The sequence below is a fragment of the Bacillus cereus group sp. MG9 genome, assembly GCF_040459995.1.
Lineage (GTDB): Bacteria > Bacillota > Bacilli > Bacillales > Bacillaceae_G > Bacillus_A > Bacillus_A mycoides.
This window is the reverse complement of sequence record NZ_JARVHC010000001.1, coordinates 3,584,022-3,608,693: the sequence shown is the minus strand read 5'-3', so window position 1 is coordinate 3,608,693 and position 24,672 is coordinate 3,584,022. Positions and strand designations below refer to the sequence as shown.

Below are 24,672 nucleotides of genomic sequence, written 5' to 3'. Positions count from 1 at the left end.
GGAAGGTTATTTTATAACAACGAAAAATGGAGGCATTAACATGTTGAAAAAAGTTTTTGCAATGAGCACAACAGTTGTACTAGCAGCGGGATTATTAAGTGGATGTGGAACGAAGGAATCAAGTGCAAGTAAAAATGAAGATACGAAAAAAGGTTATGTACCGAAGACACTAAATGTTCAATTTGTTCCTTCTCAAAATGCAGATACGTTAGAGGCGAAGGCAAAACCATTGGAAAAGCTATTAAGTGATAAATTAAACATTCCGGTAAAAGTTAGTATTTCAACGAATTACAATACAATTGTAGAAGCGATGGCATCTAAGCAAGTAGATGTAGGCTTTTTACCTCCAACAGCGTATGTGTTAGCGCATGAGAAAAAGGCTGCAAACGTAATTTTACAGGCGCAACGTTTTGGGGTAGATGATGAAACTGGAGCTCCCACAAAGGATTTAGTAGATGTTTATAAATCAGAGTTTGTTGTTAAGAAAGATTCTAATATTAATAGTGTAAAAGATTTAAAAGGTAAAAAAATTGGCTACCAAGATGTAACATCATCAGCGGGTTATGTATGGCCTGCGGCTGTATTGTTAAAAGAGGGAATCGATCCGCTAAAGGATGTGAAACCTGTTACATTAAAAGGTCATGATCAGTCACTTATTGCTCTTTTAAATGGTGATGTAGATGCAGCTGTTGTATTCCAAGATGCTCGCAATATTGTAAAAAAAGATTATCCGAATATATTCGATCAAACGAAAATAGTGAAATTTACGGAGAAAATTCCAAACGATACGATTTCTGTACGTTCTGATTTAGATGCAGAGTGGAGCAAGAAATTACAGGATGCTTTCATTGAAATAGGAAAGAATGAGGAAGGGCACAAAATCATTAAAGAAGTATACTCACATGAAGGATACGTTAAATCTGATGATAGTAAATTTGATATCGTTCGTGAATATGGAAAGAAAGTGAAAACGCAATAATACATATGGAAATGGCGACTAACTGGAAAGTGTGTGATTTCAGTTAGTTTGCCGTTTTTCAGTTATTGATAATACATAGAAGGTAGGTAAGATGTGTGATAGAGTTTCGAAATGTTTCCAAAGTGTATCCGAATGGTACAAAAGGATTGAATAATATAAACTTGAAAATTCAAAAAGGTGAGTTTGTTGTAATGGTCGGGCTATCCGGTGCTGGAAAATCAACACTTCTCAGATCGGTAAATCGCCTTCATGAAATCACAGAAGGAGAAATCATTATTGAAGGGGAGTCTATTACTGCTGCAAAAGGAAAAGGATTACGACGCATGCGCCGAGATATTGGTATGATTTTTCAAAGTTTTAACCTTGTGAAGCGATCAACGGTACTGAAGAATGTATTAGCTGGGCGGGTTGGATATCATTCTACATTGCGTACAACGTTAGGTCTGTTTCCGAAAGAGGATGTGGAGCTTGCATTCCAGGCGCTGAATAGAGTGAATATCTCAGAAAAAGCATATGCACGAGCTGATGAATTATCAGGGGGACAACAGCAACGTGTATCAATTGCTAGAGCATTGGCACAAGAAGCGAAAATCATATTGGCAGATGAGCCTGTTGCTTCGTTAGATCCTCTGACAACAAAGCAAGTAATGGATGATTTGAAGAAAATTAATGAGGATTTTGGAATTACGACAATTGTAAACTTACATTCTATTGATTTAGCGAGGCAATATGCTACTCGTATTATTGGATTACATGCTGGTGAAATTGTTTTTGATGGATTAGTAGAAGAGGCAACGGATGAAAAATTCGCTGAAATTTATGGGGACGTAGCTCAGAAAAGCGCATTATTAGAGGTGGCAGCTAAATGAATGAAGTGACGATATATTCGAAATCGATACCGAAGCCGCCGAGTAAATTGAAACATATGTTAACGGTTATTTTAGTTATTTTACTGTTGTGGGGTAGTAGTGTACAGGTCGACGCATCATTTTCAAAACTAGTAGTTGGTTTTCCGAATATGATGGATTTATTGAAGGAAATGGTGCCACCAGATTGGAGTTATTTTCAAATTATTACAACAGCAATGTTAGATACAATACGTATGGCGATTATTGGAACGACTTTAGGGGCGATTTTAGCCATTCCACTTGCACTATTTGCGGCAAGTAATGTATTTACTAGTGTATTTTTGTACAGTCCAGCTCGATTGGTTTTAAATTTTATACGAACAATACCAGATTTATTATTAGCGGCTATTTTTGTAGCGATTTTTGGAATAGGACCACTTCCAGGTATTTTGGCTCTTACTTGTTTCTCCGTTGGACTCGTAGCGAAATTATTGTATGAGTCAATTGAATCAATTGATCCAGGTCCATTAGAAGCAATGACAGCTGTAGGAGCGAATAAGGTGCAATGGATAGTTTATGGGGTCATTCCGCAAGTGAAAGCGCACTTCGTCTCCTATGTACTTTATACATTTGAGGTGAATGTACGTGCAGCAGCTGTTCTAGGTTTAGTAGGAGCAGGTGGGATTGGATTATATTATGATCGTACACTTGGATTTTTACAATATCAACAAACTGCTTCTATTATTATTTATACCCTTGTTGTTGTATTGCTAATTGATTATATAAGTACATTGTTGCGGGAGAAATTATAATGAGTAAAACGATGATAATCATACCAAAACCGAAGAAACTGAGTGTAAATCGCTGGATTATTTTTATAGCACTTACAGTTGTATATGTATGGGCCTTTTCAGGAGTCCCGTTAGAGGGAATAAAGAATACGGCGGGAGAAATTACAAAAGCCATTATGACAGGCGTATTGAACCCAGATTGGTCGTATGTATCTTTGCCAGATGGTGAAGATTTATTACACGGTTTAATTGATACGTTGGCAATTGCGATATTAGGTACATTTATTTCTGCTTTTTTATCTGTTCCATTTGCTTTTTGGGCGGCAACGAATATGAGTAGTGGAAAATTAACTTCAGGAACTGGGAAATTTGTACTTAGTTTTGTTCGTACATTTCCTGAATTAGTTATGGCTCTTTTATTTATAAAAGCTGTTGGTCCAGGCTCTTTTGCCGGAGTTCTAGCTTTAGGGTTACACTCTATCGGAATGTTAGGGAAACTATATTCGGAAGGAATTGAAAATATAGATAAGGGACCGACGGAAGCGTTAATAGCAACGGGTGCAAATCGGTTTCAAATACTTTGGTATGCCGTATTACCACAAGTGTTACCGGATTTTCTATCGTATACGTTATACAGGTTTGAAATTAATGTACGATCCGCTGCGATTTTAGGTGTTATTGGAGCAGGTGGTATTGGTACGCCATTAATTTTTGCACTTAGTTCACGTAATTGGTCTCGTGTGGGAATTATTTTATTAGGTATCATTTTAATGGTAATTATAATTGATTTTATTTCAAGTTCTATTCGTAAGCGGATTATTTAATTTGTTTTAAAAGCATCTAATTCAGATGCTTTTTTGTATTTTTAAAGGTTATCAAAAAGGAGATATATCAGAAATTAGTATATTTGTATAAATATACAGATAATTATCTTTATTTTTAAAATAAAAACAATTAAAAAGTATGTCATATTGAATGCCCATACATTCCCTAAATCACTGTGTTTTTTATGGAAAATCAAAAAAACATCAACATATTTGTCGATACATGTTGTATAATCTTGCGTGGGAAGCTATCATATAAATGTATAAAACGTTTACTAACATACGCGAAGGGAAGAATAGCATGTCACATTCAATCGAACAACTTTCTATCAACACGATTCGCACATTATCCATTGATGCGATTGAAAAAGCAAACTCTGGTCACCCAGGAATGCCAATGGGTGCAGCACCAATGGCTTATACATTATGGACTCAATTTATGAAACACAATCCAAATAACCCAACGTGGTTTAACCGCGATCGTTTCGTATTATCTGCAGGTCATGGCTCAATGTTACTATACAGTCTACTTCATCTATCTGGTTATGACTTAACAATGGATGATTTAAAGAACTTCCGTCAATGGGGAAGCAAAACTCCAGGACATCCTGAGTATGGTCACACAGCAGGTGTAGACTCAACAACTGGTCCACTTGGACAAGGTATTGCAACTGCTGTAGGTATGGCAATGGCTGAAAGACATTTAGCGGCTAAATACAACCGTGATGCGTATAATGTAGTAGATCATCATACATACGCTATTTGTGGTGATGGAGATTTAATGGAAGGCGTTTCTGCTGAAGCATCTTCATTAGCTGCTCATTTACAATTAGGTCGCCTTGTTGTACTTTACGATTCAAACGATATTTCATTAGATGGCGATTTAAATCGTTCATTCTCTGAAAGTGTAGAAGATCGTTACAAAGCATACGGATGGCAAGTAATCCGTGTTGAGGATGGAAATGATATTGAAGCAATCGCAAAAGCAATTGAAGAAGCGAAAGCTGACGAAAAACGCCCAACGCTAATTGAAGTAAGAACGACAATTGGTTTCGGTTCTCCAAACAAATCAGGAAAATCAGCTTCACATGGTTCTCCACTTGGTGTAGACGAAACAAAATTAACGAAAGAAGCATACGCTTGGACTGCTGAACAAGACTTCCATGTAGCAGAAGAAGTATATGACAACTTCCGTAAAACAGTACAAGATGTTGGTGAAACGACGCAAGCTGCGTGGAACACGATGCTCGGTGAATATGCACAAGCATATCCAGAATTAGCAAACGAACTGCAAGCAGCAATGAACGGTCTTCTTCCAGAAGGTTGGGAACAAAGCTTACCAACTTATGAATTAGGATCAAAAGCAGCAACACGTAATTCTTCAGGTGCTGTAATTAATGCAATTGCAGAGTCTGTACCATCATTCTTCGGTGGATCTGCTGACCTTGCTGGTTCTAACAAAACATACATGAATAACGAAAAAGACTTTACAAGAGCTGATTACAGCGGAAAAAACATTTGGTACGGTGTACGTGAGTTCGCAATGGGTGCAGCAATGAACGGTATCGCACTTCATGGCGGTTTAAAAACTTACGGTGGTACGTTCTTCGTATTCTCTGACTACTTACGTCCAGCAATTCGTCTTGCAGCATTAATGCAATTGCCTGTAACGTATGTATTTACACATGACAGTATTGCTGTTGGTGAAGATGGTCCAACACATGAACCAGTTGAGCAATTAGCAGCGCTTCGTGCAATGCCAAATGTATCTGTTATTCGTCCAGCAGACGGTAACGAATCAGTTGCAGCTTGGAGACTAGCTCTAGAATCTACAAAAACACCAACTGCATTAGTGTTAACTCGTCAAGATCTTCCAACATTAGAAGGTGCAAAAGACGATACTTATGAAAAAGTAGCAAAAGGTGCATATGTAGTTTCTGCAAGCAAGAAAGAAACTGCTGATGTAATCTTAATTGCAACTGGATCTGAAGTAAGCTTAGCAATCGAAGCGCAAAAAGCTCTAGCAGCAGACGGCGTTGATGCAGCTGTTGTTAGCATGCCATCTATGGATCGCTTCGAAGCTCAAACTGCTGAGTACAAAGAATCTGTACTACCAAAAGCAGTAACGAAACGTTTCGCAATTGAAATGGGTGCTACATTCGGATGGCACCGTCACGTAGGCCTTGATGGAGATGTACTAGGTATCGACACATTCGGTGCTTCTGCTCCTGGTGAGAAGATTATGGAAGAGTATGGATTTACTGTAGAGAACGTTGTTCGTAAAGTAAAAGAAATGCTTTAATGATTTTAGAAAAATCTCTCCAGCATGGGGAGATTTTTCTATGTAATTGAGTTTTTTCGACAGGAAAAGTTTTTTCTCTCTCCGTAGTCAGACAATCATTGCAAATCTTCTCTTATATAATGTAGGGAAAAGGTTGTCCAGATCGGGAGGGGAAAAATGAAAACGTATGAATTGTATTTAATTCAAGAGGATATTGCGAAAGCTTACTTTGGTCGTGAATATTTGTTTTTTGATTTATTTGCTCGATTTTCAGAATCTGGGTTCCTTTCGGAGAAGAAAGTATTATATAAACAAATGACGTATATTACGATGCCGTTACAAGTAATGAAAATTCATCATAAATTAGAACAAGCTTTGCGTGTTCTTGGTAAATATGAAAGAACAAATCATACTCATACGCTTTATACAGGAGCCGAATACGGAGAAATAATGGTGAAACCACAATATATTCGAATAAATACTTCTGGAAATGTATCCATGGAAACAACTTTCTTTGAGGTGCTTAGAAAGTGTGAGTTAACATTTTTAGCGATGGATTATGAAAATAAAAAGTACGGTTGGTTAAATCCTCTCAAACAAGTACGAACATATGTGTAAAAAATGTCGAATAGTATCTTGTCTTATTGAAAAGGTTTTAGTACACTGTAAGGTAGACAACATGAAGGAGGAAAAGATATGCCAATGTGGTTAGGTATTCTAGTGGGCGTAGTAGCACTAGTAGCAGGCGTGGCGTTAGGATTTTTCATTGCCCGCAAATACATGATGAATTACTTACAAAAAAATCCACCAATTAACGAACAAATGTTAAAAATGATGATGATGCAAATGGGACAAAAACCTTCCCAAAAGAAAATCAATCAAATGATGAGCGCGATGAACAAGCAACAAACAAAATAAGCGCAAAAGGGCACTCTTACCGAGTGCCCTTTTCTTTTGGTTATAAAACATATTTAAAACTTTTAAATATTCTGTATTTTTGTTACACTGAAAACATCGCTCATTTTAAGGGAGGAGGATAAATATGAAAGTGTTTTTTAATTTAGCTTGGTTTTTTAAGCAAGAAAAACGAGCGTACATAATCGGAATTATTATGTTATTTGGTGTCGCGCTTCTTGAACTTGTAGCGCCAAGAGTACTAGGGATTGTAGTAGATGAAATTAATAGTGGAACATTAACGTCTGAAAAATTGTTGAACTGGGTTATTCTATTAGTAGTTGTAGGAATTATGATGTATATATTACGTTATTTATGGCGTATTATGATTTTTGGATCTTCTTTAAAACTAGCTCGTCAACTGCGAAAGAATCTATATGAACATTTTACTAAGATGAGCCCATCCTTTTATCAATCACGTCGCACAGGCGATTTGATGGCACATGCGACAAATGATATTCAGGCGATTCAGCAAACTGCGGGGGCAGGTGTTTTAACACTCGTTGATTCATTAGCTGTTGGAGGATGTGTACTCGTAGCGATGGGATTTACAATTAGTTGGAAGTTAACGTTATTAAGTTTAATTCCGATGCCAATTGTAGCTATTTCTACAAATTATTATGGAACTTTATTGCATAGAAGATTTCATAAGGCACAGCAATCGTTTTCTGAAATCAATGATAAAGTACAAGAAAGTATGAGTGGGATGAAGGTAATTCGCTCACTTGGACAAGAGAAAGAGGATTTACAAGCGTTTCGGAAAAAATCTGAAGATGTCGTACATAAAAATATGCTAGTTGCACGTATTGACTCGTTATTCGATCCAACGATTTCCCTAATTGTCGGATTTTCATTTTTGATCGCAATTTGTTACGGATCATTATTAGTCGTACGAGGTGAATTAACTGTAGGGGAATTAGTAACATTTACAACGTACTTAGGGACACTTGTATGGCCAATGTTAGCTTTTGGATGGCTATTTAATATTATGGAGCGTGGACGTGCTTCGTATGATCGTGTGGAGAAAATATTTTCACAAACTTCAGATGTAGTGAATAAGGAAAATGCTATACATGCTATAGCAAGTGGTGATGTTTCGTTTGCTGTTGATTCGTTTTCTTATAAAAAGAATGAACTATTAAACTTAAAAGATATTTACTTTAACTTAAGAAAAGGTGAAACGTTAGGAGTTGTAGGGCGTACCGGTGCAGGGAAGACGACGTTATTAAAATGTTTAATTCGAGAGTATGATCATTTTAATGGTGAATTAAAAGTTGGGGAGCGGGATATTCGAGATTTAACACTTCACGGTGTGCGTTCTGCAATTTCATATGTACCGCAAGATCACTTTTTATTTTCAGCGAGTATTGGGGAGAACATTGCTTTTGGAAAGGCCGATGCTACATATAAAGAAATTAGCCGAGCTGCTGATATTGCTTGTATTCATAATGATATATTTCAATTTCCAGAAGGGTATGACACTGTAGTAGGTGAAAGGGGCGTTTCACTATCAGGAGGTCAAAAACAGAGAATCTCTATTGCGCGTGCATTATTAACAAATGCTGAAATTTTAATATTAGATGATTGTTTATCAGCCGTAGATGCAAAAACAGAAGAAACTATTTTAACTGCATTGAAACGAGAAAGGGCAGAGAAAACGACGATTATTACTGCCCATCGTTTAAGTGCTATTCAGCATGCAAATCTTATTCTTGTTATTGATGAAGGTAGGGTTATGCAGCGAGGGACACATGAGCAATTAATGAAAGAAAATGGTTGGTATAAAGAAATGTACGAAAGCCAGCAGTTAGAGGCATTAGTAGAGAAAGGAGGCGTATGATGGCTGAGAAAAAACGGAGTGATTTAAGAAGGTTGCTTTCTTATATGAGGCCCTATAAAGGGTTATTGGCGTTAGCATTTTTATTTCTAGTTGGTGCAACTGTAACTGAAATGATGGGTCCTTTTTTAATTAAGCAATTTCTTGATGAACACTTAGTGCCAGGTAACTTTGAACAATCAGCACTTGTAACCCTATTTGTAGTGTATATTATTGCTCATTTATTAAAAGTATTATTTACTTATTTAGACTTATTGTACTTTCAAAATATCGCTTTTAAGATTGTCCAAGATATGCGAGTTGAAGTGTATGAACATGTTCAAAAATTGTCATTAAGCTTCTTTGATCGTACGCCGATTGGTACGCTCGTATCTCGCATAACGAATGATACAGAAGCGATTAAGGATTTTTATGTTAGTGTACTATCAACATTCGTGAAAAATGTAGTCTTTTTAGTAGGGATTTTAGTAGCGATGTTTTTATTAGATGTAAAATTAGCGCTATTTTCGCTCATATTAATTCCGGTAATGTTTGCAATTATGGTGTTGTATCAACGGAAAAGTGCAGCTTTTTATTTAGAGGTACGTAATCAGCTGAGTATATTAAATGCAAAGTTAAATGAGTCCATTCAAGGTATGAATATTGTTCAGGTGTTCCGGCAAGAAAAGCGGATGAGAAAAGAATTTGAAGAAGTGAACAATAAACATTTTAGTGCTGGACGTCGTACTTTGAAATTAGATGCATTACTTTTACGTCCAGCAACAGATCTTGTTCATATTGTGGCAATTGCGTTAGTACTTGGTTTATTCGGAATCGATGCTTTAAAGAGTCCTGTTGAAGTAGGGGTTTTATATGCTTTCGTTAACTATATTCATCGTTTCTTCCAGCCGGTAAATGAGATGATGATGAAACTATCTTTCTTCCAGCAAGCGCTTGTTTCATCATCGCGTGTATTTCATTTAATGGATGATAAAGATTTAGCTCCTGTTCAAATGGGGAGTGAACAGCCACGAGTAGCTAACGGGGAAATTCAGTTTAAAGATGTTACTTTTTCATATGATGGAAAGCGTGACGTTTTAAAAAATGTATCTTTTCACGTAAAGTCAGGGCAAACGGTTGCTTTCGTAGGGCATACTGGTAGCGGAAAGAGTACGATTATGAATTTATTAATGAGATTTTACAATATTAAATCAGGAAATATAGTAATAGATGGAGTAGATTTAGAGAAGTTCGAAGAACAAGAAATTCGAAAGAAAATTGGTCTTGTGCTGCAAGATGCATTTTTATTTGCTGGAAATGTAAAGCAAAATATTCGTATGTATAATGAAGAGATTACGGATGAAGAGATAGAGGAAGCGGCAAAGTTTGTGCAAGCGAATACGTTTATTGAAAAATTACCAGAGCAGTATGATACAGAAGTTGTCGAAAGAGGAGCTGCATTTTCTAGTGGTCAAAGGCAATTAATTGCTTTTGCTAGAACGATAGCAACCAATCCGAAAGTATTAGTGTTAGATGAAGCGACGGCAAATATTGATACAGAAACAGAGGAGGCTATCCAAACGGCATTGCAGCAAATGCGAAAAGGTAGAACAACGATAGCGATTGCGCACAGATTGTCTACAATCCAAGATGCGGATCAAATATTTGTTATGCATGAAGGGGAAATTGTAGAAAGCGGAACACATCAAGAGTTACTTAGTAAACAAGGACTTTACTACAATATGTACTTGCTACAAAATAAAGGGAGTTTGCAACAGGCCTTGTAGAATTACAAGGTCTTTTTTCTATTCTCTCAGATATTAAAATGTAATAAAATTTTCGAAATATGTGAGAGGTTTGTCGTGTCCTTTAACTAGAGTTGTACATATTGTATATAGAATAACAAAATTTGATAGGAGCTTTTATATGCAAAATAGATCCAGTTCAAATATTACGTTTATTGATGTGTCTCATTGGGAAGGAAACATTAATTGGAATGCTGTGAAGTCATCTGGCATTCCAGCGGCGTACGCAAAAGCGACGGAAGGTGTGAACTATATTGACCCCACTTTCGTTCAAAATGTACAAGCTGCGAGAAATGCGAATGTATTAATTGGTGCATATCATTTTGCTCATCCAGAACAAAATGATGCAATTTCAGAAGCGAAATATTTTGTGAGTATATTACAGAGTAATCAGACGGACTTAATTCCTGTTTTAGATTTAGAATCGCCAACGGATACTAGCAATAGTAGTTTAACGGGTGCGACTATATCGAATTGGGCAAGAAGTTTCGTAAATTATGTGAAACAAGCTACTGGGAAAGATGTAATGTTATATACAGGAATTTGGTATATTAATGAATTTGGAATTAGCGGGTTAAGTGACATTCCACTTTGGATTTCCAAATATTCTAGTATACCGCCTGCTGATGCTGGTGGATGGACAGAGTGGACAGCATGGCAGTACACAGATTCTGGGCAAATTTCAGGTGTAGGAAATTGTGACGTATCAGCAGCTGTTTCATTAGAAGCTTTACAAGGAAATGGAGCAAGTGGTGGAGGGAATGTTTCCACGCCTAATAATGCGACTCCAGTATACGGAGTTGCTGTAATTAATGGAGATAATGTGAATTTACGAAGTGGACCATCTTTACAGTCTAGTGTAATTCGCCAATTGAATCGTGGCGAATCATATGAAGTTTGGGGAGAACAAAATGGATGGCTCTGCTTAGGGACAAATCAGTGGGTATATAATGATTCAAGTTATATTCAGTATAAACATTATGTAGCAACTATTACTGGCGATAATGTGAATCTGCGAGATGCTCCATCATTAAACGGGAATGTTATAAGACAGTTACATCATGGTGAATCATATCGAGTATGGAGTAAGCAAGATGGATGGCTTTGCTTAGGGACAAATCAATGGGTATACTATGATTCAAGTTATATTCAGTATGGTGTACAATAAAGTGAATCTAAAAGGTATCTCGACTGAGGTGCCTTTTATGAAAAATATATAATTTTTACAAAGTATATATTGATAACATAGTATAATGTAATTGATATATGTTTAAAAATAATCGGAAATGAAATAAAGGAGTAATAATATGGAGTATGTGCTAATAGGTGGGGTTTTAATATTATTAGCTGTAGTGTTTGTACTGTTTTATAAAAATAAACAGTTAGAATCAGAGAGTCAGCAAGTAGAGTTTGAAAAGAAACAAGCGATTGAAACGTATGAAAATGAGATTGCAGCTACGATTACAGGGCATAAAGAACAACAGGATACTTTAAAGAATATGGAACAGAAAAAATATAATGATTTACAAGTGAATACAGCTAGAGAACTTGAAAATATGCGTATGATGAAAAATCAATTGGCTGTTCAACATAGTAAAGAACGTAGTGAAATGCAAGATAAGCATAGTAGTGAAATACATATGTTTCAAAATTTAATTGCGGATTTACGAGAATATACCAAAAATGGTGCTGAAATGAATGCGCATGAAACATTACATTATATGAAGCGAGGTTTCGTTGAGCAAGGAATAATACTAGAAGAAGAGTTTCATATTATACCGAACGTTTTTATGATACGCAATAAATATAGAGATAAACGTGACATAAATGATAATCGAATTCATCACCTTATCTTATGTAAAACTGGTATTTATCTACTTGAGACGAAAGAATGGACCGGGAAATTAATCCATGGCTTAACGAGAGAAAATGCGGGTATATATTCATTTATGATTGAGGAAATTGGTAAGTATCAACATGAAATTGAAAAAGAAGAGACATTTGAATTTATTACGGATGGAACTTCATTAACTTTGCAAGTAAGAAATGAAGGGAATCCAGCGTATAAAGCGAAAATGCTATCTCAAACTTTATATAATTGTTTGGAAGAAATGCAAGTAGATATTGTAAAGGAAAAAGTAAAACCAATTGTATATTTTGAAAATGAGAGTGGAAAAGAAGTTATTGATCTTTCTAATGAAGAATTGCCGAGATTTAAAGATAGAGAGCAAATTGTAACGTTTTTCAGAAATGAAGTTTTAACAAGTAAAGTAATATATACAGCACGAGAACTACAAAAGATTAGAGATATGATTGGCAAGATGAATTATGTTGCGAAGTGAAAAATAAAGTAAAACTTTAATTAGTGGGGGTTTATGGGCAACCCGACTTCTACCCTTTACAGCCGAATTTTGAGGTGGGAGTCTAACTGCCCGCAAATAGCGGGATAAAGTAGGTGTTATTTGGGTGGAGAAAGGTAAAAGCTCTATATTGTGGGGAATGTTGTACATTTATATTTGTTTGCATATATTAATGTACATTGCGTTTATTTTCGTTATTGATATGGTTCATGTGTCATTGAGTGTAATGAGTATTTTGGTGGTAGTAATGCCTTTTATTTTATTAGTTATTATTCAAAAGTCTATCTTACATGTTTCGGCAAGACGTGATAAAGGTAAGAAACAACTGTTCACTATAATGATGGTAGGTCTCATTCCATTGCTAGTATGCACCGTACAATTAAGTATAAATAAATACACTTCAAATTTTAATCAGGATCGGTGGTTAAATTATGAAGAAAAACGAGTACATATGGTAGATGACCTATTACAGGAGCATAAATTGATAGGGAAATCAAACGAGGAAATTACAAAATTGTTAGGGGCCCCTACGAAAACAAGCAGTTTGGAAACGGGAATTACTACACTATACTATCTTGGGAATGAACGTGGTTTCATTCCTATAGATAGTGAATGTCTTGTTTTGCAATTTGATAAAGATGGTAGAGTTATAGAGTATAAGGTACAACGAGATTGAAATAGTGAGAGGAGAAGCTATATCTTTTATAGCTTCTTTTCTATATTCCAATATAGAAAAATTAGGCAAATAGTAGTCATTCCTATCTATACGAATGAGATAGAGTTTGTTATATTGTAAAGGGTTATTTAGTTTAGAAGTCTGCTAGATAGCCTTAAATATTTTAGATTAGGGAGGGAAGTTAACACGAATTAAGATATAAACGTGTTAAATAATTAGTATGAAAAAAGAATTTTATAATGTTTTAGCTGCATCAATTGTATTTAGTATGGTAACGATTCCAAGTTTTTCCTATGCAGACACAGTAGAAAAGACCGTAACAATTTCAACAGACGAGCAAGCATTAAAAAGTATTGAAAGCCATATGAAAGATGAAGATGGACGTGGAGAGAGCAAAGGAATAACAAATGAAGTACAAGGAGATTTTTTTGTACATATAATAGGTTCAGCATCTTTATTTGATTCTGCTGAGTTACAAAAAGCGACAGGTGTTCAGCTTTCTAATCAAGTAGTGAAAGCCGAAAAACAAAAAGGAAACGCTTACTATATACAAACAGAATCTGGAGCTGGGTGGATACAAAGTAGTGAAGGAAATGTAGAGGTTAAGGAAGTTTATCACTTGGCAAACGAAAAATTAGTAATTAATGAAGAGACAGCTACATATTCCGCACCATTTAATTCATATAAAGACGAGAAAGTGTTACAACCGCAAACAATTATTGCAATTGGACAAGTTGGAGAGTGGTTCCAAGTCCAAATAGATAATGAGGTGAAATGGATTTATGCACCTTCAGCAAAATTTGAGGGTACAAAAGCATCTCTTATTCAAAGCACAACTCCAACTCGTACGAAACGTGCAGCGGTTATGTATACTGCACCAATAGAAGAGAAAACAACGGATATTTACGGTGTACCATTAAAGGAAATGATTGTACCAACAGGTAATGAAAATATTCGTCCAGGTTATGCGATGAAACCAAAATACATTACAATTCATGAGACAGATAATTATAGTGTTGGAGCAAATGCTAGAAACCATGCACAATATTTATACAGTCAAGCAACAGGAACGACTGATCGTTCAGCATCTTGGCATTTTACAGTAGATGATAAAGAAATTTATCAACATCTACCATTAAATGAAAATGGTTGGCATGCTGGAGATGGATCAGAAGGAAGCGGTAACAGAGAATCAATTGCAATTGAAATTGCTGTCAATCAAGATGGTGATTATAATAAAGCTGTGGAAAATGCTCGCAAACTAGCAGCCTATTTAATGGGGGAATTAAATATTCCTTTAGAAAATGTAAAAAAACATCAATTTTGGAGCGGAAAGAATTGTCCGGCCATTATGATAAGGAATAATGCGTGGGAGCCATTTTTACAGGGAACGAAAGCTTATTATGATGCGAATCATAAAGATGATATAACTGGCGGTTGGTATGAAGCAGATATTCGTGAATTAGATAAAAGAGGTATTATGGTTGGAGACGGGAAGGGTTCTTACTGGCCAGAACGTCTTGTAACACGTGGTGAATTTGCGAATTTAGTTTCAAGATCATTGCAATTACCAGAGGGGAAATCGAATTTCAAAGATTTAAGCACAGCTCATCCATCGCTAGTAGATGGTATTAATCGTGCAGCTAGTGCTGGGATTATAAGTGGACGAGGAAATGATATATTTGCTCCGAATGATACGATTAAACGTGATGAAGCTGTCATTATGATTGATCGTGCATTGCAATTCAAAAATATTAAAGGTAATTTAGTTCCATTACCATTTACGGATCAAAATTTAGCGTATGATAAACAGGCGGTTCAACGTGTTTATGGGTTAGGTATCGTAAAAGGGAATGAGAATAATGAGTTTATGCCAAAAGGTTCTGCAACACGTGGGGAATCGGCAGCATTTATTAATAGAATGTTAAAAGTAATAGAGAGTAAATAATGGAAAGGCATTCGCTTTGGCGAGTGCTTTTTTATTTTTCAATATGTTATAGAAAGGTGATGTGAATTTTGACTGGAATAAGGAATGAAAGCGGAGGTGATGCATATATTTAGATGCATTGGGTAGTTTTTTGTAATTTTGTATAAAATGAAAAGGAGGTAGGACGGTGAAATCAATACCGACTGAAGTCCTGAGTAAGGAATTGATGGAAAGAGAAGGGGTTATATCTATTACAGTGATGGAATTTGAAAAGATAGAAGTGGCCGGAGTAGTTGTTTCTGGTCCAGCTGTTATTTTAATTAATCAAGATTAAGTACATATTATCAATAAAGAAAAGTAGTCAGAGCATCCGCTTAGGGTGCTTTTTGTTTGTATGGAAGTGTGTATATGATAGATAATTGGGATATTGGAGGGGAATTATGTGGCAATTATTATAACAATGTTATTAATGGGAGTTTTATTAGGATTTGTCGGAGCGGGGGGAGCAGGATTTATCATCGCGATACTCACTCTAGTATTCCATATCCCTATTCATGTTGCTCTTGCAACATCTTTAACTGCGATGGCATTTACGACATTATCTGGAGTAGTAAGTCATTACCGAGAAGGGAATGTTGTGCTTGTAATAGGCGGAGTTGTTGGGGGATTTGGCGCGATTGGTTCCTTTATTGGTTCAAAGTTTGGTTCGTTAATACCAGCACATCTGTTGCATTGGTTTACAGCTGGTATGTTATTTTTATCGGCAATTTTTATGTTTATTCGGTTGATTATGTTTCAAAAAAGATCACAGTCGTCTTTAAAAGGGCATAAAGAACTTTCGAAAGATAACGTGATTAAATGTATATTCCTCGGATTGGTGACTGGAATTTTAGCAGGTGCATTTGGTATTGGCTCAGCACCTTTTATCCAACTCGGATTAATGGTTCTATTAGGTTTAACAATCCGTCAATCTGTAGGGACGACAATGCTCGTTATATTACCAATCGCAATTGGAGGTGGGTTTGGATATAGTTCGGAAGGGTATTTAGATTATGTATTATTAGTACAAGTTTTAATCGGGACAATGTTAGGAGCATATATAGGAGCTAAGTTTACAAATTATGCACCTCGCATGCTTCTAAGATTTTCGATGATTATGACACCAATATTAGCTGGATGTATGTTGTTAGTAGATTAAAGAGAATATATAGAAATCTATTAATATATTTTACGAATGAATTATGTAAGTAATTCATATTTCTCATATAAAAGGATTTGCTTTAATATAATGAGTATAAAGTTCGAGTATTCGAAGTATTACTTGAATTATATCCCTATCCCTTTTCTAAAAATGCGAACAAGTTTTGCCCTATTCTATTCAATAGTTTATTGTATAGAAATATATTGTTCGATGACCATTATGGAACGCACATAATGGGTAAATCCCGATCCTTAAAGAGGATGCCCCTAATCTTCATGTGAAAATATGATCGGATAAGAAAGCTGGCCAATTTATGGTCAGCTTTCTTTTTGTTCAATGAGTAAGTCTTCTTTAATTTCTGTTTGCAATAATAAAGTTTTTCCGAAGCGACGTTTACATTCAGCTCGTACTTTTTGAATGGCTAGTAGCTGAGAAGTAGCAGGCACTGTGACAATGGCTTGCCGAGGTTTTCGGTTTTCTTCACAAAAAACACATTCCACAACATATTTAGAAATCATAATTTCATCCTTCCGGTTTGAATTTCTAAGAAGGGACTGCTCATGAAGTTGATGTAAACTTTCGGCATCTTTTTACTTATTTCCTCTTTTTTTCAAAGGGGAAATAAAAAAGAAGGTGAATTTTAGTAGGGGAGGGATGTATATGGAGAGATGGATAGGTACGGCAGCTATTTGTATGAATGAAAGAAATGAAATTTTAATGGTATTGCAAGGAAAAGAAGGGGAAGAAAAAAGGTGGTCTGTCCCAAGTGGAGGACTTGAAAAGGGAGAAACACTAGAAGAATGTTGTATCAGGGAAGTTTGGGAGGAAACAGGCTACAATGTGGAGGTTGTAAATAAAATATACGAAAAAGAAGGTATTACATACGGGATTCCGGTGTATGTTCATTATTACTTTGTTAAAAAAATAGGCGGTAATATGAAAATCCAAGATCCGGATGAGTTAATACATGAGATTGATTGGAAAGGGATACATGAAGTTGGAAAATTATCATTAGCTTTTCCAGAGGATTACGAGCTAATATACCGATATGTAAATAAAAAAGCAAGTGTGTAAATACTTGCTTTTTAGTGTATCCAAGATAAGAAAAGTGGAACGATAACTAAACTAGCTCCAGCTGTTAAAAGCATTGATAAACTTGCAATTGTACCTTCTACAGGACCGATTTCAAATGCTTTTGATGTTCCGGTCCCATTCGCGCTAGTACCTAGCATTATACCTTTTGCGAGCGCTGTTTTAATACGGCATATGCGTATGAGTGTAGGACCGAATAACGCTCCAGTTAAGGCAGTTAATACAACGAAAACTGCTGTTAATTGTGACATGCCGCCAATCATTTCTGAAATAGCCATTGCAATAGGTGTTGTTACAATGTGCGGTGCTAAACTTTGTTCTATTGTAGAGTCAATTTGAAAAAAATTAGCTAGTAGTGCGGAAGTAATAACAGATAGAAAAGAACCGACAATGACATTAATTAAAATAGCAGTGCCGTGTTTTTTTAATAGATCAAAATGTTTATATATTGGCCATGCGAAAGCAACTGTTGCAGGTTTTAATAATTCTGTTAGCCAATGACTACCAGATTCGTAGGTTTCGTATGGTGTATCTAATCCAAGTAATAAAGCTATTAAAATGATTGGGCATACAAGAAGGGGAGAAAGCAGACTCCAATTCCAGCGTTGATACATTTTTTTAGATACCCAATATGTGAATAGTGTTAATAGTAAACAAAGAAAGCCGATCATTGTGTTGATCCTTTCCGCTTTAATAGCAATTCTGTTAAAAGTCCTGTTACGAGAGTAACACAAAGTGTACTAATCACGATAATTAAAATGAGATCGATTCCATATTGTGATAATGTATCTTTGTAACGAATGACAGCGACTGCAGAAGGGATGAAAAATAAAATAAGTTCTTTTAATAAAAAGTCTGCACCGTCTTGTATCCATTCTTTTTTCACTATATTAAATTTTAATGAGATTAACAATAAAAAAATACCGATTATACTTCCTGGAACTGGGAGGTGTGCCTGTTTTGCAATCCATTCACCTGTCCAAGCGAAACAAAATAATAATAAAATTTGTCCGCTTAACTTCCACCATTTCATACAGTAACCACCTCTTTGTTTTTTACATAAAAATTGTAAAAAAGAATTAACAATTTCTACTATACGTTCATTCGAAATATTTGTCTAATATATAAATTATATGTTATTAATATATTAGATGTATTAATCGAAAGTGAAAAGGGTGTCCAAAATGGAATTACGGCATTTGCAATATTTTGTTGTAGTGGCAGAGGAATTACACTTTGGACGAGCAGCTGCTCGTTTACAAATGACACAACCGCCGCTTAGTCAACAAATTCAGCAATTAGAAAAAGAAATGGGAGTTATGTTATTTTCAAGAACGAAGAGAAAGGTTGAATTAACAGAAGCAGGAGAAATGTTTTTAAAAGAAGTAAAAAAAGCGTTTGAACAAATTGAAAAAGCAGTAGAAGTTGCACAAAGTGCTCAAAGGGGAGAAGTTGGATCACTTTCAATTGGTTTTGTAGGTGCGGCGATATATGATATTTTACCGTCAATCGTCAGAGAGTATAGAAAGAAATTTCCGAGAGTGTCTGTAGCATTACATGAATTGTCCACACCGGATCAGGTGCATGCACTTCATGATAATCGAATTGATATTGGATTTTTACGTCCGCCAATTCCAACGCAATTACTTGAGTTAGAACCAATTCAAAAACTTTCATGTACGTTATGTTTACCGAAGGCACATCCTCTTGCTGAAAAGGACGAAATACATATCGAAGATTTAAGGGATGAACCGTTCGTATTTATTACGAGACCAGTATGGCCAGCGTTATATGATACAATTTTATCGCTTTGCCGTGATGTAGGCTTTAGTCCGCACATTGTACAAGAAGCAACGGAGTATCAAACTGTTATGGGGCTTGTAGCGGCAGGTATTGGAATTACGGTAATACCTGTATCCGCAAATAAATTGTATAGAACAGAAGTTGTATATAAAGAGTTATGTGATTCTAATTTTGTTGCAGAAATGTCAGTGGCTTATAAAAAAATGAATAACAATCCAGAGTTGTTAGAGTTTTTGAAAATTGCAAGAGAGAAAAAAAGGATTGAAGTGGAAGATGCGAAGGCTGAATAGTTGATGAAGTTACAAGGTAGTCATGAAAATTAAGTTATATAAATATTCACCTCATTAAACAAAAAACGGAAATGTAACTAAAGTGCATTTCCGTTTTTTGTTTTTTATTCAATGCTAAGGAGATCAATATGCGTGGTTTCTAGGACTAAAGGCTTAGTAAAGATTCCGATTGAAGTGCGATGTTTAAAATGTCATATTTTTATACACTAGTAGTATAGAATGCGTATGTTATGAAGCAAGGTAGGGGGAAATTATGTCTTTATTTCGGTTAGCGAGAAAAAATATACAAACATTTGCTGCCCAAAGGTTAAAACAATTTATGTGGATTGCTATGAATACAATGCTTTGTTTTTTTATGATATCATTCCGATTCAATGAAGTTGTAATAAGTAAAGCGGAATATACACCTATATTTGTAAAGTGGTTTTATGCTATGTTTCTATTTATAGTTTTTGTGTGTATTTTCATTACATATAAAATGACAGCTTCTCTTTTACAGATAAGAAAAGAGGAGTTTACATCGAATGAAGTGATGCATATGACAGGAAAAGAAATGTTATGTTTATTATGTCAGGAGCAATTATTAACTTACGGAGGAGCTTTTGTTTTCGGATTAATTCATGGTATGTTATTTTTGAAATTATTTATTATTATTTTTATGAAAGCAGTAGGAATCCAAGGGATAACCAATGCACCGATTACGATGTATGCGGTAGTGATAACAGCAGTTGTTATGATAACCGTCATTATAATATCAATGTGGCAATGTTGTAGGTTTACACAAAGGTTAAAGGGTGAAAAGTCATATGAAACGAGGAGAAAGGCATGAGAAATCATGGCTTTTTCTTCATTTTACACATGTTATTAATCATGATACAGTGGGAAGAACTGAAAAAAAGAGTTAAGAAGAAAGGTTGTATGGAATGATAAATGAGCAAGCGATCGTAAAAGTTGATCGATTAACAAAGCGAATTGGTTCAAAGACTTTAGTAGAAAATATTAGTTTTGAAGTGAAAAAAGGTGAAGTAGTTGGCTTATTAGGACCAAATGGTGCTGGAAAAACGACATTAATGCGAATGATGGTCGGAATGATTCGTATGACAGAAGGCGAAGTATGGATTGATGGTCAATCTGTAAAACAGCAATTTGAAAAAACTGCTGCGAAAATTGGTGCTGTAATTGAGACACCAGAATTTTATCCTTTCTTAAGCGGCTATGAAAATTTAACATATTTCGGACGAATGAATGGGAATGTGACTGAAGAGCGTATCGATGAAGTAGTGCAATTGTTAGGAATGGGACAAGTAATTGACCGTAAAGTAAAAGCATATTCACTCGGTATGAGACAGCGTTTAGGAATTGCTCAGGCACTTATACATAATCCAGATGTATTAATACTAGACGAACCGACGAACGGATTAGATCCTAGTGGTATACATGAAATGCGGATGTACATAAAGAAAATTGCGCATGAACAAGGAAAAGCTGTTCTTGTTTCTAGTCACTTACTCTCAGAAGTTGAATTAATGTGTGACAGGGTTATTATTATTCAGCATGGAGAATATGTCGCAACACAAAATATTCAAAGTGATAAAAAGGAAGAAAAAGAAGAAATACATATACGTGTAGATGATGCGAATAAAGCGGCAGAGGTTTTAGAATACGATGTTTTAGTAAAAGAAAACGAATTAATTATAAACGTGAAAGATGAAGAAGTTCCAAATATTCTTCGTACATTGATGGAGAAAAACATTCAAGTTTATCGTGTATATGAAGAAAGAAAAACGCTAGAAGAGCAGTTTTTAGAATTAACAGGAGGAAAAGATATTGTTTAATTTAGTTTATAACGAGCTGTATAAAATATTTAAGCGAAAGCGAACAATTATTCCTTTTGCAGTTATTGCGGTATTAATTATTGGATTAGGATGGGTTACGGTAAAATATTTAGAGCCAGAAACAAAAGGGTGGAAAGCGGATTATACAGAACGCACTGTAGAAATTGAGAAAAAGCTCGGCATGAAAAAAGAGGATATTTTAACAGAAAAGTCAGGAGACGAGCTTGTAAAGGAATACCAGCTTAAAATGAAGCATTTAGATACGAATACAGCGCCAGCAAGTAGTTCTCCGCTTTCATTTATGAGAGATACAGGTTTTATCGTATTTCCAATTTTACTTCCGTTTATTCTCGTATATGCGAGTACGATTTTTGCGAATGAATATAGCTGGGGAACATATAAATTTTTAACAATTCGTCCAGCGAGCCGATTTAAAATTTTAACATCTAAGTTTTTGGCAATCGTTATATTTGCGGCATTATTATTTATATTTAATATGATTTTTTCCGTATTATGCGGGTTGATTATTTATAAATTCCAACAACCAGCTTGGGCTGAATTTGTCGTTCAAAATGGAAATATAATAAAACAAAATATTTTCGTAGAAGCAAGTAAATATTATATTTTATCTTGGTTACCAACTCTTGTGTATGCTGCATTTGCCTTTATGATTTCCGTTTTAACGAGATCGAGCGGAGGTGCAATCGGGATTTCTTTATTTCTTGCATTATCAGGGGGAATAGCGCTAATTCCGGCAGCAAGATATGAATGGGCGAAATATTTATTACCAGCGAATACAGATTTATATGGGCTTTTAAAGGGTGGAAGCTTTATTGATGGAGTAACATTCCCATTTGCTTCTTGTATGCTTCTTCTATACTTAGCTGTATTTTTAGGGGTTTCCTATACTGTATTTATAAAACGAGATTTAACAGCATAAGCAAAAGCCGTTAAGGGTAACTTAACGGCTTTTTGTTTGTAATAATTGATGAATAGCTTCTTCGGCTAATAGGGCGAAATACTCTGCGCTAATAGGCAATGCTTTTTCATCTACTGTAAAAGCTGGATGATGCCATTCATGTGTACCACTTGTTCCCATAAAGACGAATGAACCTGGTATTTCTTGTTGGTAAAAAGAAAAGTCTTCTCCTGCCATTGATGGTGTAGGAGAGATAACGTTTAGATTCATTTTCTCTGCAATATGAATAGAAAAATCAGTGAGTACTTTATCGTTTTGAACAGCAGGAGGACCTGGATAAAATCGGAATTCTGTTTTTACACCTAATGCATCAGAAACGCCATTAATGATACGTTTCATTAATGCCGGAATCTTTTCACGTGTTTCAGCTTGGAATGTACGGACAGTTCCTTCTAATATTGCTTTTTCGGGAATAACGTTCCACGTATTCCCTGAATGAATGTTTGTTATACTTACGACAGCGTTATGAGAAGAACTAATATTTCGGCTTACAATCGTTTGAAGTGCCATAACGATTTGAGATGATGCAACGATAGGATCGACGCCGGCATCAGGCACAGCTGCATGTGTACCAACACCATGGATTTCAATTTCAAATCGATCAACTCCGGCCATTAGTGGCCCATCTTTAATACCGATTGTACCTACTGGTAAATCAGGTTTATTATGCATACCGAAAATAGCTTGCACGCCACGTAAATGCCCAGCTTCAATAACTTTGCAAGCACCATTACTACTTTCTTCAGCTGGCTGGAATATAAGGCGGACAATTCCATTAAGAGAAGCTTCTTTTTCTTTTAATAAGTAAGCCGCACCCAATACAGCAGCTGTATGAAAATCATGCCCACAAGCATGCATTTTACCTTGTATTTTTGAAGTGTATGGAAGGTCAGTTTCTTCCTGGATAGGAAGGGCATCGATATCAGCACGAAGCGCTACAACCGGTCCGTTTTTATTACCAGAAATTTCAGCGATAACTCCTGTTTCTAAATTGGAATCAATAATAGTGATATTGGCCTCGTCTAACCAATTTTTTATCGCTTTTGTCGTTTCAAATTCTTCGTATGATAGTTCTGGATTTTCATGTAAATGCCGACGAATGGAAATAAGTTTTTCTGTTAATTGATCAGGAATAGATGCCACTTATTATGCCCTCTTTCTTAAGTGAAGTATTTGTATTAATTATACAATAATAAAAGAGAGGATTCTCAAATGAAAATCCTCTCTCGTTTTATGCTGCAACTTTTTTATGAGTATGCTGTTTTCGATAACGCCCACGCATTGCGTATGCAATTTGCGGGATTGCGATACCGATTAAAATAAGTGATACACCGAACCATTGTGAAGATAGTACAGCTTCTTTTAAAACGAATACAGACATAATAGTTGTAACTGGTAGTTCTGCTGCACCAAGAATAGTTGCTAATCCAGAACCGATTTTTGGAATGCCAATTGTAAAGGCAATGGACGGAATAACGATACTAAATATTCCTAATCCTAAGCCGTATTTCCAAAGGCCTTGAGAGATCGCCCCGTTAAAAATAAATGTTGGCGGGAATACGATCATGACTAAAGTTAAAGCGCCAGCCATTAAAAGGACACCACGTGGTAAAGAAGGTACTTCAACGGCAACTTTCCCGCTTACGAAAATGTATGTTGCAAATGTAATAGCAGATAATAAGCCTAAAATGATTCCAGTCGTATCGAAATCACCAGCTGATGTTTCTAATAACCCACTTGATAAAAATGTACCTGCAAGTAAGAAGATTACTGAAATAACTTTTTCTCTTGAAGGTAATGTTTTTGTTGCGACTGCTTCAATGATAATTCCAACCCAAACGAACTGGAATAAAAGTATAATTGCAATAGAAGCTGGTACAGTTTTTAAAGAAGCGTAATAAAAAATTCCAGTAAAACTTGCAGACGTTCCTGCGACGAATAAAATTAACATTTGTTTTAGTGGAACACGATGTCTAGAAAATAGAAGTGTAATAGCAAGTAAAATAATCCAACCGAACAAATACTGGCTACCAATTACCTCTCCAAGTGAAAACCCTTCTGCATATGCAAGTTTAACAAAAATAGCTAAAACCCCATAACTACACGCTCCTAATAAAACTAAAAGAGAATAACGAAGCATGAAAAATTCCTCCCATCTATATGAAATTGTTCCGTAACGGACATATATAACTAGAGGGAAGTATACAAAAT

General features: G+C 35.6%; 25 protein-coding genes. 20 read left to right on the top strand and 5 right to left on the bottom strand.

Features of this window, described 5'->3' with window-relative positions:
* Positions 1-40 precede the first annotated feature (40 nt).
* From QCI77_RS18445 to QCI77_RS18375, 15 genes are all read left to right on the top strand, one after another.
* Positions 41-979, top strand: a complete 939-nt coding sequence (locus tag QCI77_RS18445) for a phosphate/phosphite/phosphonate ABC transporter substrate-binding protein (protein WP_002137777.1) — start codon at positions 41-43, stop codon at positions 977-979.
* A gap of 95 nt (positions 980-1,074) precedes the next feature.
* Positions 1,075-1,848 carry a phosphonate ABC transporter ATP-binding protein gene (gene phnC, locus QCI77_RS18440; protein ID WP_002033479.1) on the top strand — a complete coding sequence of 258 codons (774 nt, stop codon included), beginning with the start codon at positions 1,075-1,077 and terminating at the stop codon, positions 1,846-1,848.
* Positions 1,845-2,639, top strand: a complete 795-nt coding sequence (gene phnE / locus QCI77_RS18435; RefSeq protein ID WP_113769567.1) for a phosphonate ABC transporter, permease protein PhnE — start codon at positions 1,845-1,847, stop codon at positions 2,637-2,639. Before phnC ends, phnE (QCI77_RS18435) begins: the two co-directional genes overlap by 4 nt.
* Entirely contained in the window at positions 2,639-3,442 is an 804-nt protein-coding gene (phnE, locus tag QCI77_RS18430) for a phosphonate ABC transporter, permease protein PhnE (RefSeq protein WP_002014419.1), read from the top strand. Before phnE (QCI77_RS18435) ends, phnE (QCI77_RS18430) begins: the two co-directional genes overlap by 1 nt.
* 301 nt (positions 3,443-3,743) lie before the next feature.
* Entirely contained in the window at positions 3,744-5,744 is a 2,001-nt protein-coding gene (gene tkt / locus QCI77_RS18425; protein WP_353825330.1) for a transketolase, read from the top strand.
* A 156-nt stretch (positions 5,745-5,900) separates the two neighbouring features.
* Positions 5,901-6,341, top strand: a complete 441-nt coding sequence (gene sirA, locus QCI77_RS18420; protein WP_002014415.1) for a sporulation inhibitor of replication protein SirA — start codon at positions 5,901-5,903, stop codon at positions 6,339-6,341.
* A 78-nt stretch (positions 6,342-6,419) separates the two neighbouring features.
* Positions 6,420-6,641: a YneF family protein gene (locus QCI77_RS18415; protein ID WP_001132292.1), complete on the top strand. Its 222-nt coding sequence runs from the start codon at positions 6,420-6,422 to the stop codon at positions 6,639-6,641.
* Positions 6,642-6,765: 124 nt separating this feature from the next.
* Complete coding sequence (locus QCI77_RS18410) at positions 6,766-8,517, top strand: ABC transporter transmembrane domain-containing protein (RefSeq protein ID WP_002033485.1); 1,752 nt, start codon at positions 6,766-6,768, stop codon at positions 8,515-8,517.
* On the top strand, positions 8,517-10,280 hold the full coding sequence (locus QCI77_RS18405; RefSeq protein WP_060750835.1) for an ABC transporter ATP-binding protein: 1,764 nt from the start codon (positions 8,517-8,519) through the stop codon (positions 10,278-10,280). Before QCI77_RS18410 ends, QCI77_RS18405 begins: the two co-directional genes overlap by 1 nt.
* Before the next feature lie 139 nt (positions 10,281-10,419).
* Positions 10,420-11,466 carry a GH25 family lysozyme gene (locus QCI77_RS18400; RefSeq protein ID WP_002142760.1) on the top strand — a complete coding sequence of 349 codons (1,047 nt, stop codon included), beginning with the start codon at positions 10,420-10,422 and terminating at the stop codon, positions 11,464-11,466.
* Positions 11,467-11,605: 139 nt separating this feature from the next.
* On the top strand, positions 11,606-12,640 hold the full coding sequence (locus tag QCI77_RS18395; protein WP_113769569.1) for a nuclease-related domain-containing protein: 1,035 nt from the start codon (positions 11,606-11,608) through the stop codon (positions 12,638-12,640).
* A gap of 124 nt (positions 12,641-12,764) precedes the next feature.
* Complete coding sequence (locus QCI77_RS18390; protein ID WP_113769570.1) at positions 12,765-13,334, top strand: hypothetical protein; 570 nt, start codon at positions 12,765-12,767, stop codon at positions 13,332-13,334.
* 220 nt (positions 13,335-13,554) lie between these two features.
* Positions 13,555-15,282, top strand: a complete 1,728-nt coding sequence (locus QCI77_RS18385; RefSeq protein WP_353825329.1) for an S-layer homology domain-containing protein — start codon at positions 13,555-13,557, stop codon at positions 15,280-15,282.
* A 166-nt stretch (positions 15,283-15,448) separates the two neighbouring features.
* On the top strand, positions 15,449-15,595 hold the full coding sequence (locus QCI77_RS18380; protein ID WP_002014405.1) for a BC1881 family protein: 147 nt from the start codon (positions 15,449-15,451) through the stop codon (positions 15,593-15,595).
* Positions 15,596-15,703: 108 nt separating this feature from the next.
* The gene (locus QCI77_RS18375; RefSeq protein ID WP_002137766.1) at positions 15,704-16,459 is read left to right on the top strand and encodes a sulfite exporter TauE/SafE family protein; all 756 of its coding nucleotides are present in this window, start codon (positions 15,704-15,706) and stop codon (positions 16,457-16,459) included.
* A 320-nt stretch (positions 16,460-16,779) separates the two neighbouring features.
* Here the strand turns inward: QCI77_RS18375 and QCI77_RS18370 are convergent, their stop codons facing one another.
* Positions 16,780-16,980, bottom strand: coding sequence for a DUF3903 domain-containing protein (locus tag QCI77_RS18370; protein WP_002137765.1), 201 nt, complete (start codon positions 16,978-16,980; stop codon positions 16,780-16,782).
* 142 nt (positions 16,981-17,122) lie between these two features.
* Between QCI77_RS18370 and QCI77_RS18365 the strand changes: the two genes are divergently transcribed.
* The gene (locus QCI77_RS18365) at positions 17,123-17,536 is read left to right on the top strand and encodes an NUDIX hydrolase (RefSeq protein WP_002137764.1); all 414 of its coding nucleotides are present in this window, start codon (positions 17,123-17,125) and stop codon (positions 17,534-17,536) included.
* Between the two features lie 11 nt (positions 17,537-17,547).
* Here QCI77_RS18365 and QCI77_RS18360 read toward each other — a convergent pair whose 3' ends face one another.
* Together QCI77_RS18360 and QCI77_RS18355 are read right to left on the bottom strand one after the other, a co-directional pair.
* Positions 17,548-18,225 carry an LrgB family protein gene (locus QCI77_RS18360; protein WP_002137763.1) on the bottom strand — a complete coding sequence of 226 codons (678 nt, stop codon included), beginning with the start codon at positions 18,223-18,225 and terminating at the stop codon, positions 17,548-17,550.
* Positions 18,222-18,587: a CidA/LrgA family holin-like protein gene (locus tag QCI77_RS18355; protein ID WP_000872360.1), complete on the bottom strand. Its 366-nt coding sequence runs from the start codon at positions 18,585-18,587 to the stop codon at positions 18,222-18,224. The genes QCI77_RS18360 and QCI77_RS18355 overlap by 4 nt, the downstream gene beginning before the upstream one ends.
* Before the next feature lie 151 nt (positions 18,588-18,738).
* Between QCI77_RS18355 and alsR the strand changes: the two genes are divergently transcribed.
* From alsR to QCI77_RS18335, 4 genes are all read left to right on the top strand, one after another.
* Entirely contained in the window at positions 18,739-19,647 is a 909-nt protein-coding gene (alsR, locus tag QCI77_RS18350) for an acetoin biosynthesis transcriptional regulator AlsR (protein ID WP_002128558.1), read from the top strand.
* Positions 19,648-19,900: 253 nt separating this feature from the next.
* Positions 19,901-20,476: an FtsX-like permease family protein gene (locus QCI77_RS18345; RefSeq protein WP_002185137.1), complete on the top strand. Its 576-nt coding sequence runs from the start codon at positions 19,901-19,903 to the stop codon at positions 20,474-20,476.
* 94 nt (positions 20,477-20,570) lie between these two features.
* Positions 20,571-21,482, top strand: a complete 912-nt coding sequence (locus QCI77_RS18340) for an ABC transporter ATP-binding protein (RefSeq protein WP_002167820.1) — start codon at positions 20,571-20,573, stop codon at positions 21,480-21,482.
* The gene (locus QCI77_RS18335; protein WP_002128553.1) at positions 21,475-22,422 is read left to right on the top strand and encodes an ABC transporter permease; all 948 of its coding nucleotides are present in this window, start codon (positions 21,475-21,477) and stop codon (positions 22,420-22,422) included. Before QCI77_RS18340 ends, QCI77_RS18335 begins: the two co-directional genes overlap by 8 nt.
* A gap of 21 nt (positions 22,423-22,443) precedes the next feature.
* On the opposite strand, the gene QCI77_RS18330 is transcribed toward QCI77_RS18335, so the two are convergent.
* Together QCI77_RS18330 and QCI77_RS18325 are read right to left on the bottom strand one after the other, a co-directional pair.
* Positions 22,444-23,604, bottom strand: coding sequence for a M20 peptidase aminoacylase family protein (locus tag QCI77_RS18330; RefSeq protein ID WP_113769573.1), 1,161 nt, complete (start codon positions 23,602-23,604; stop codon positions 22,444-22,446).
* Between the two features lie 88 nt (positions 23,605-23,692).
* Positions 23,693-24,601, bottom strand: a complete 909-nt coding sequence (locus tag QCI77_RS18325; protein ID WP_002128551.1) for an EamA family transporter — start codon at positions 24,599-24,601, stop codon at positions 23,693-23,695.
* Positions 24,602-24,672 lie beyond the last annotated feature (71 nt).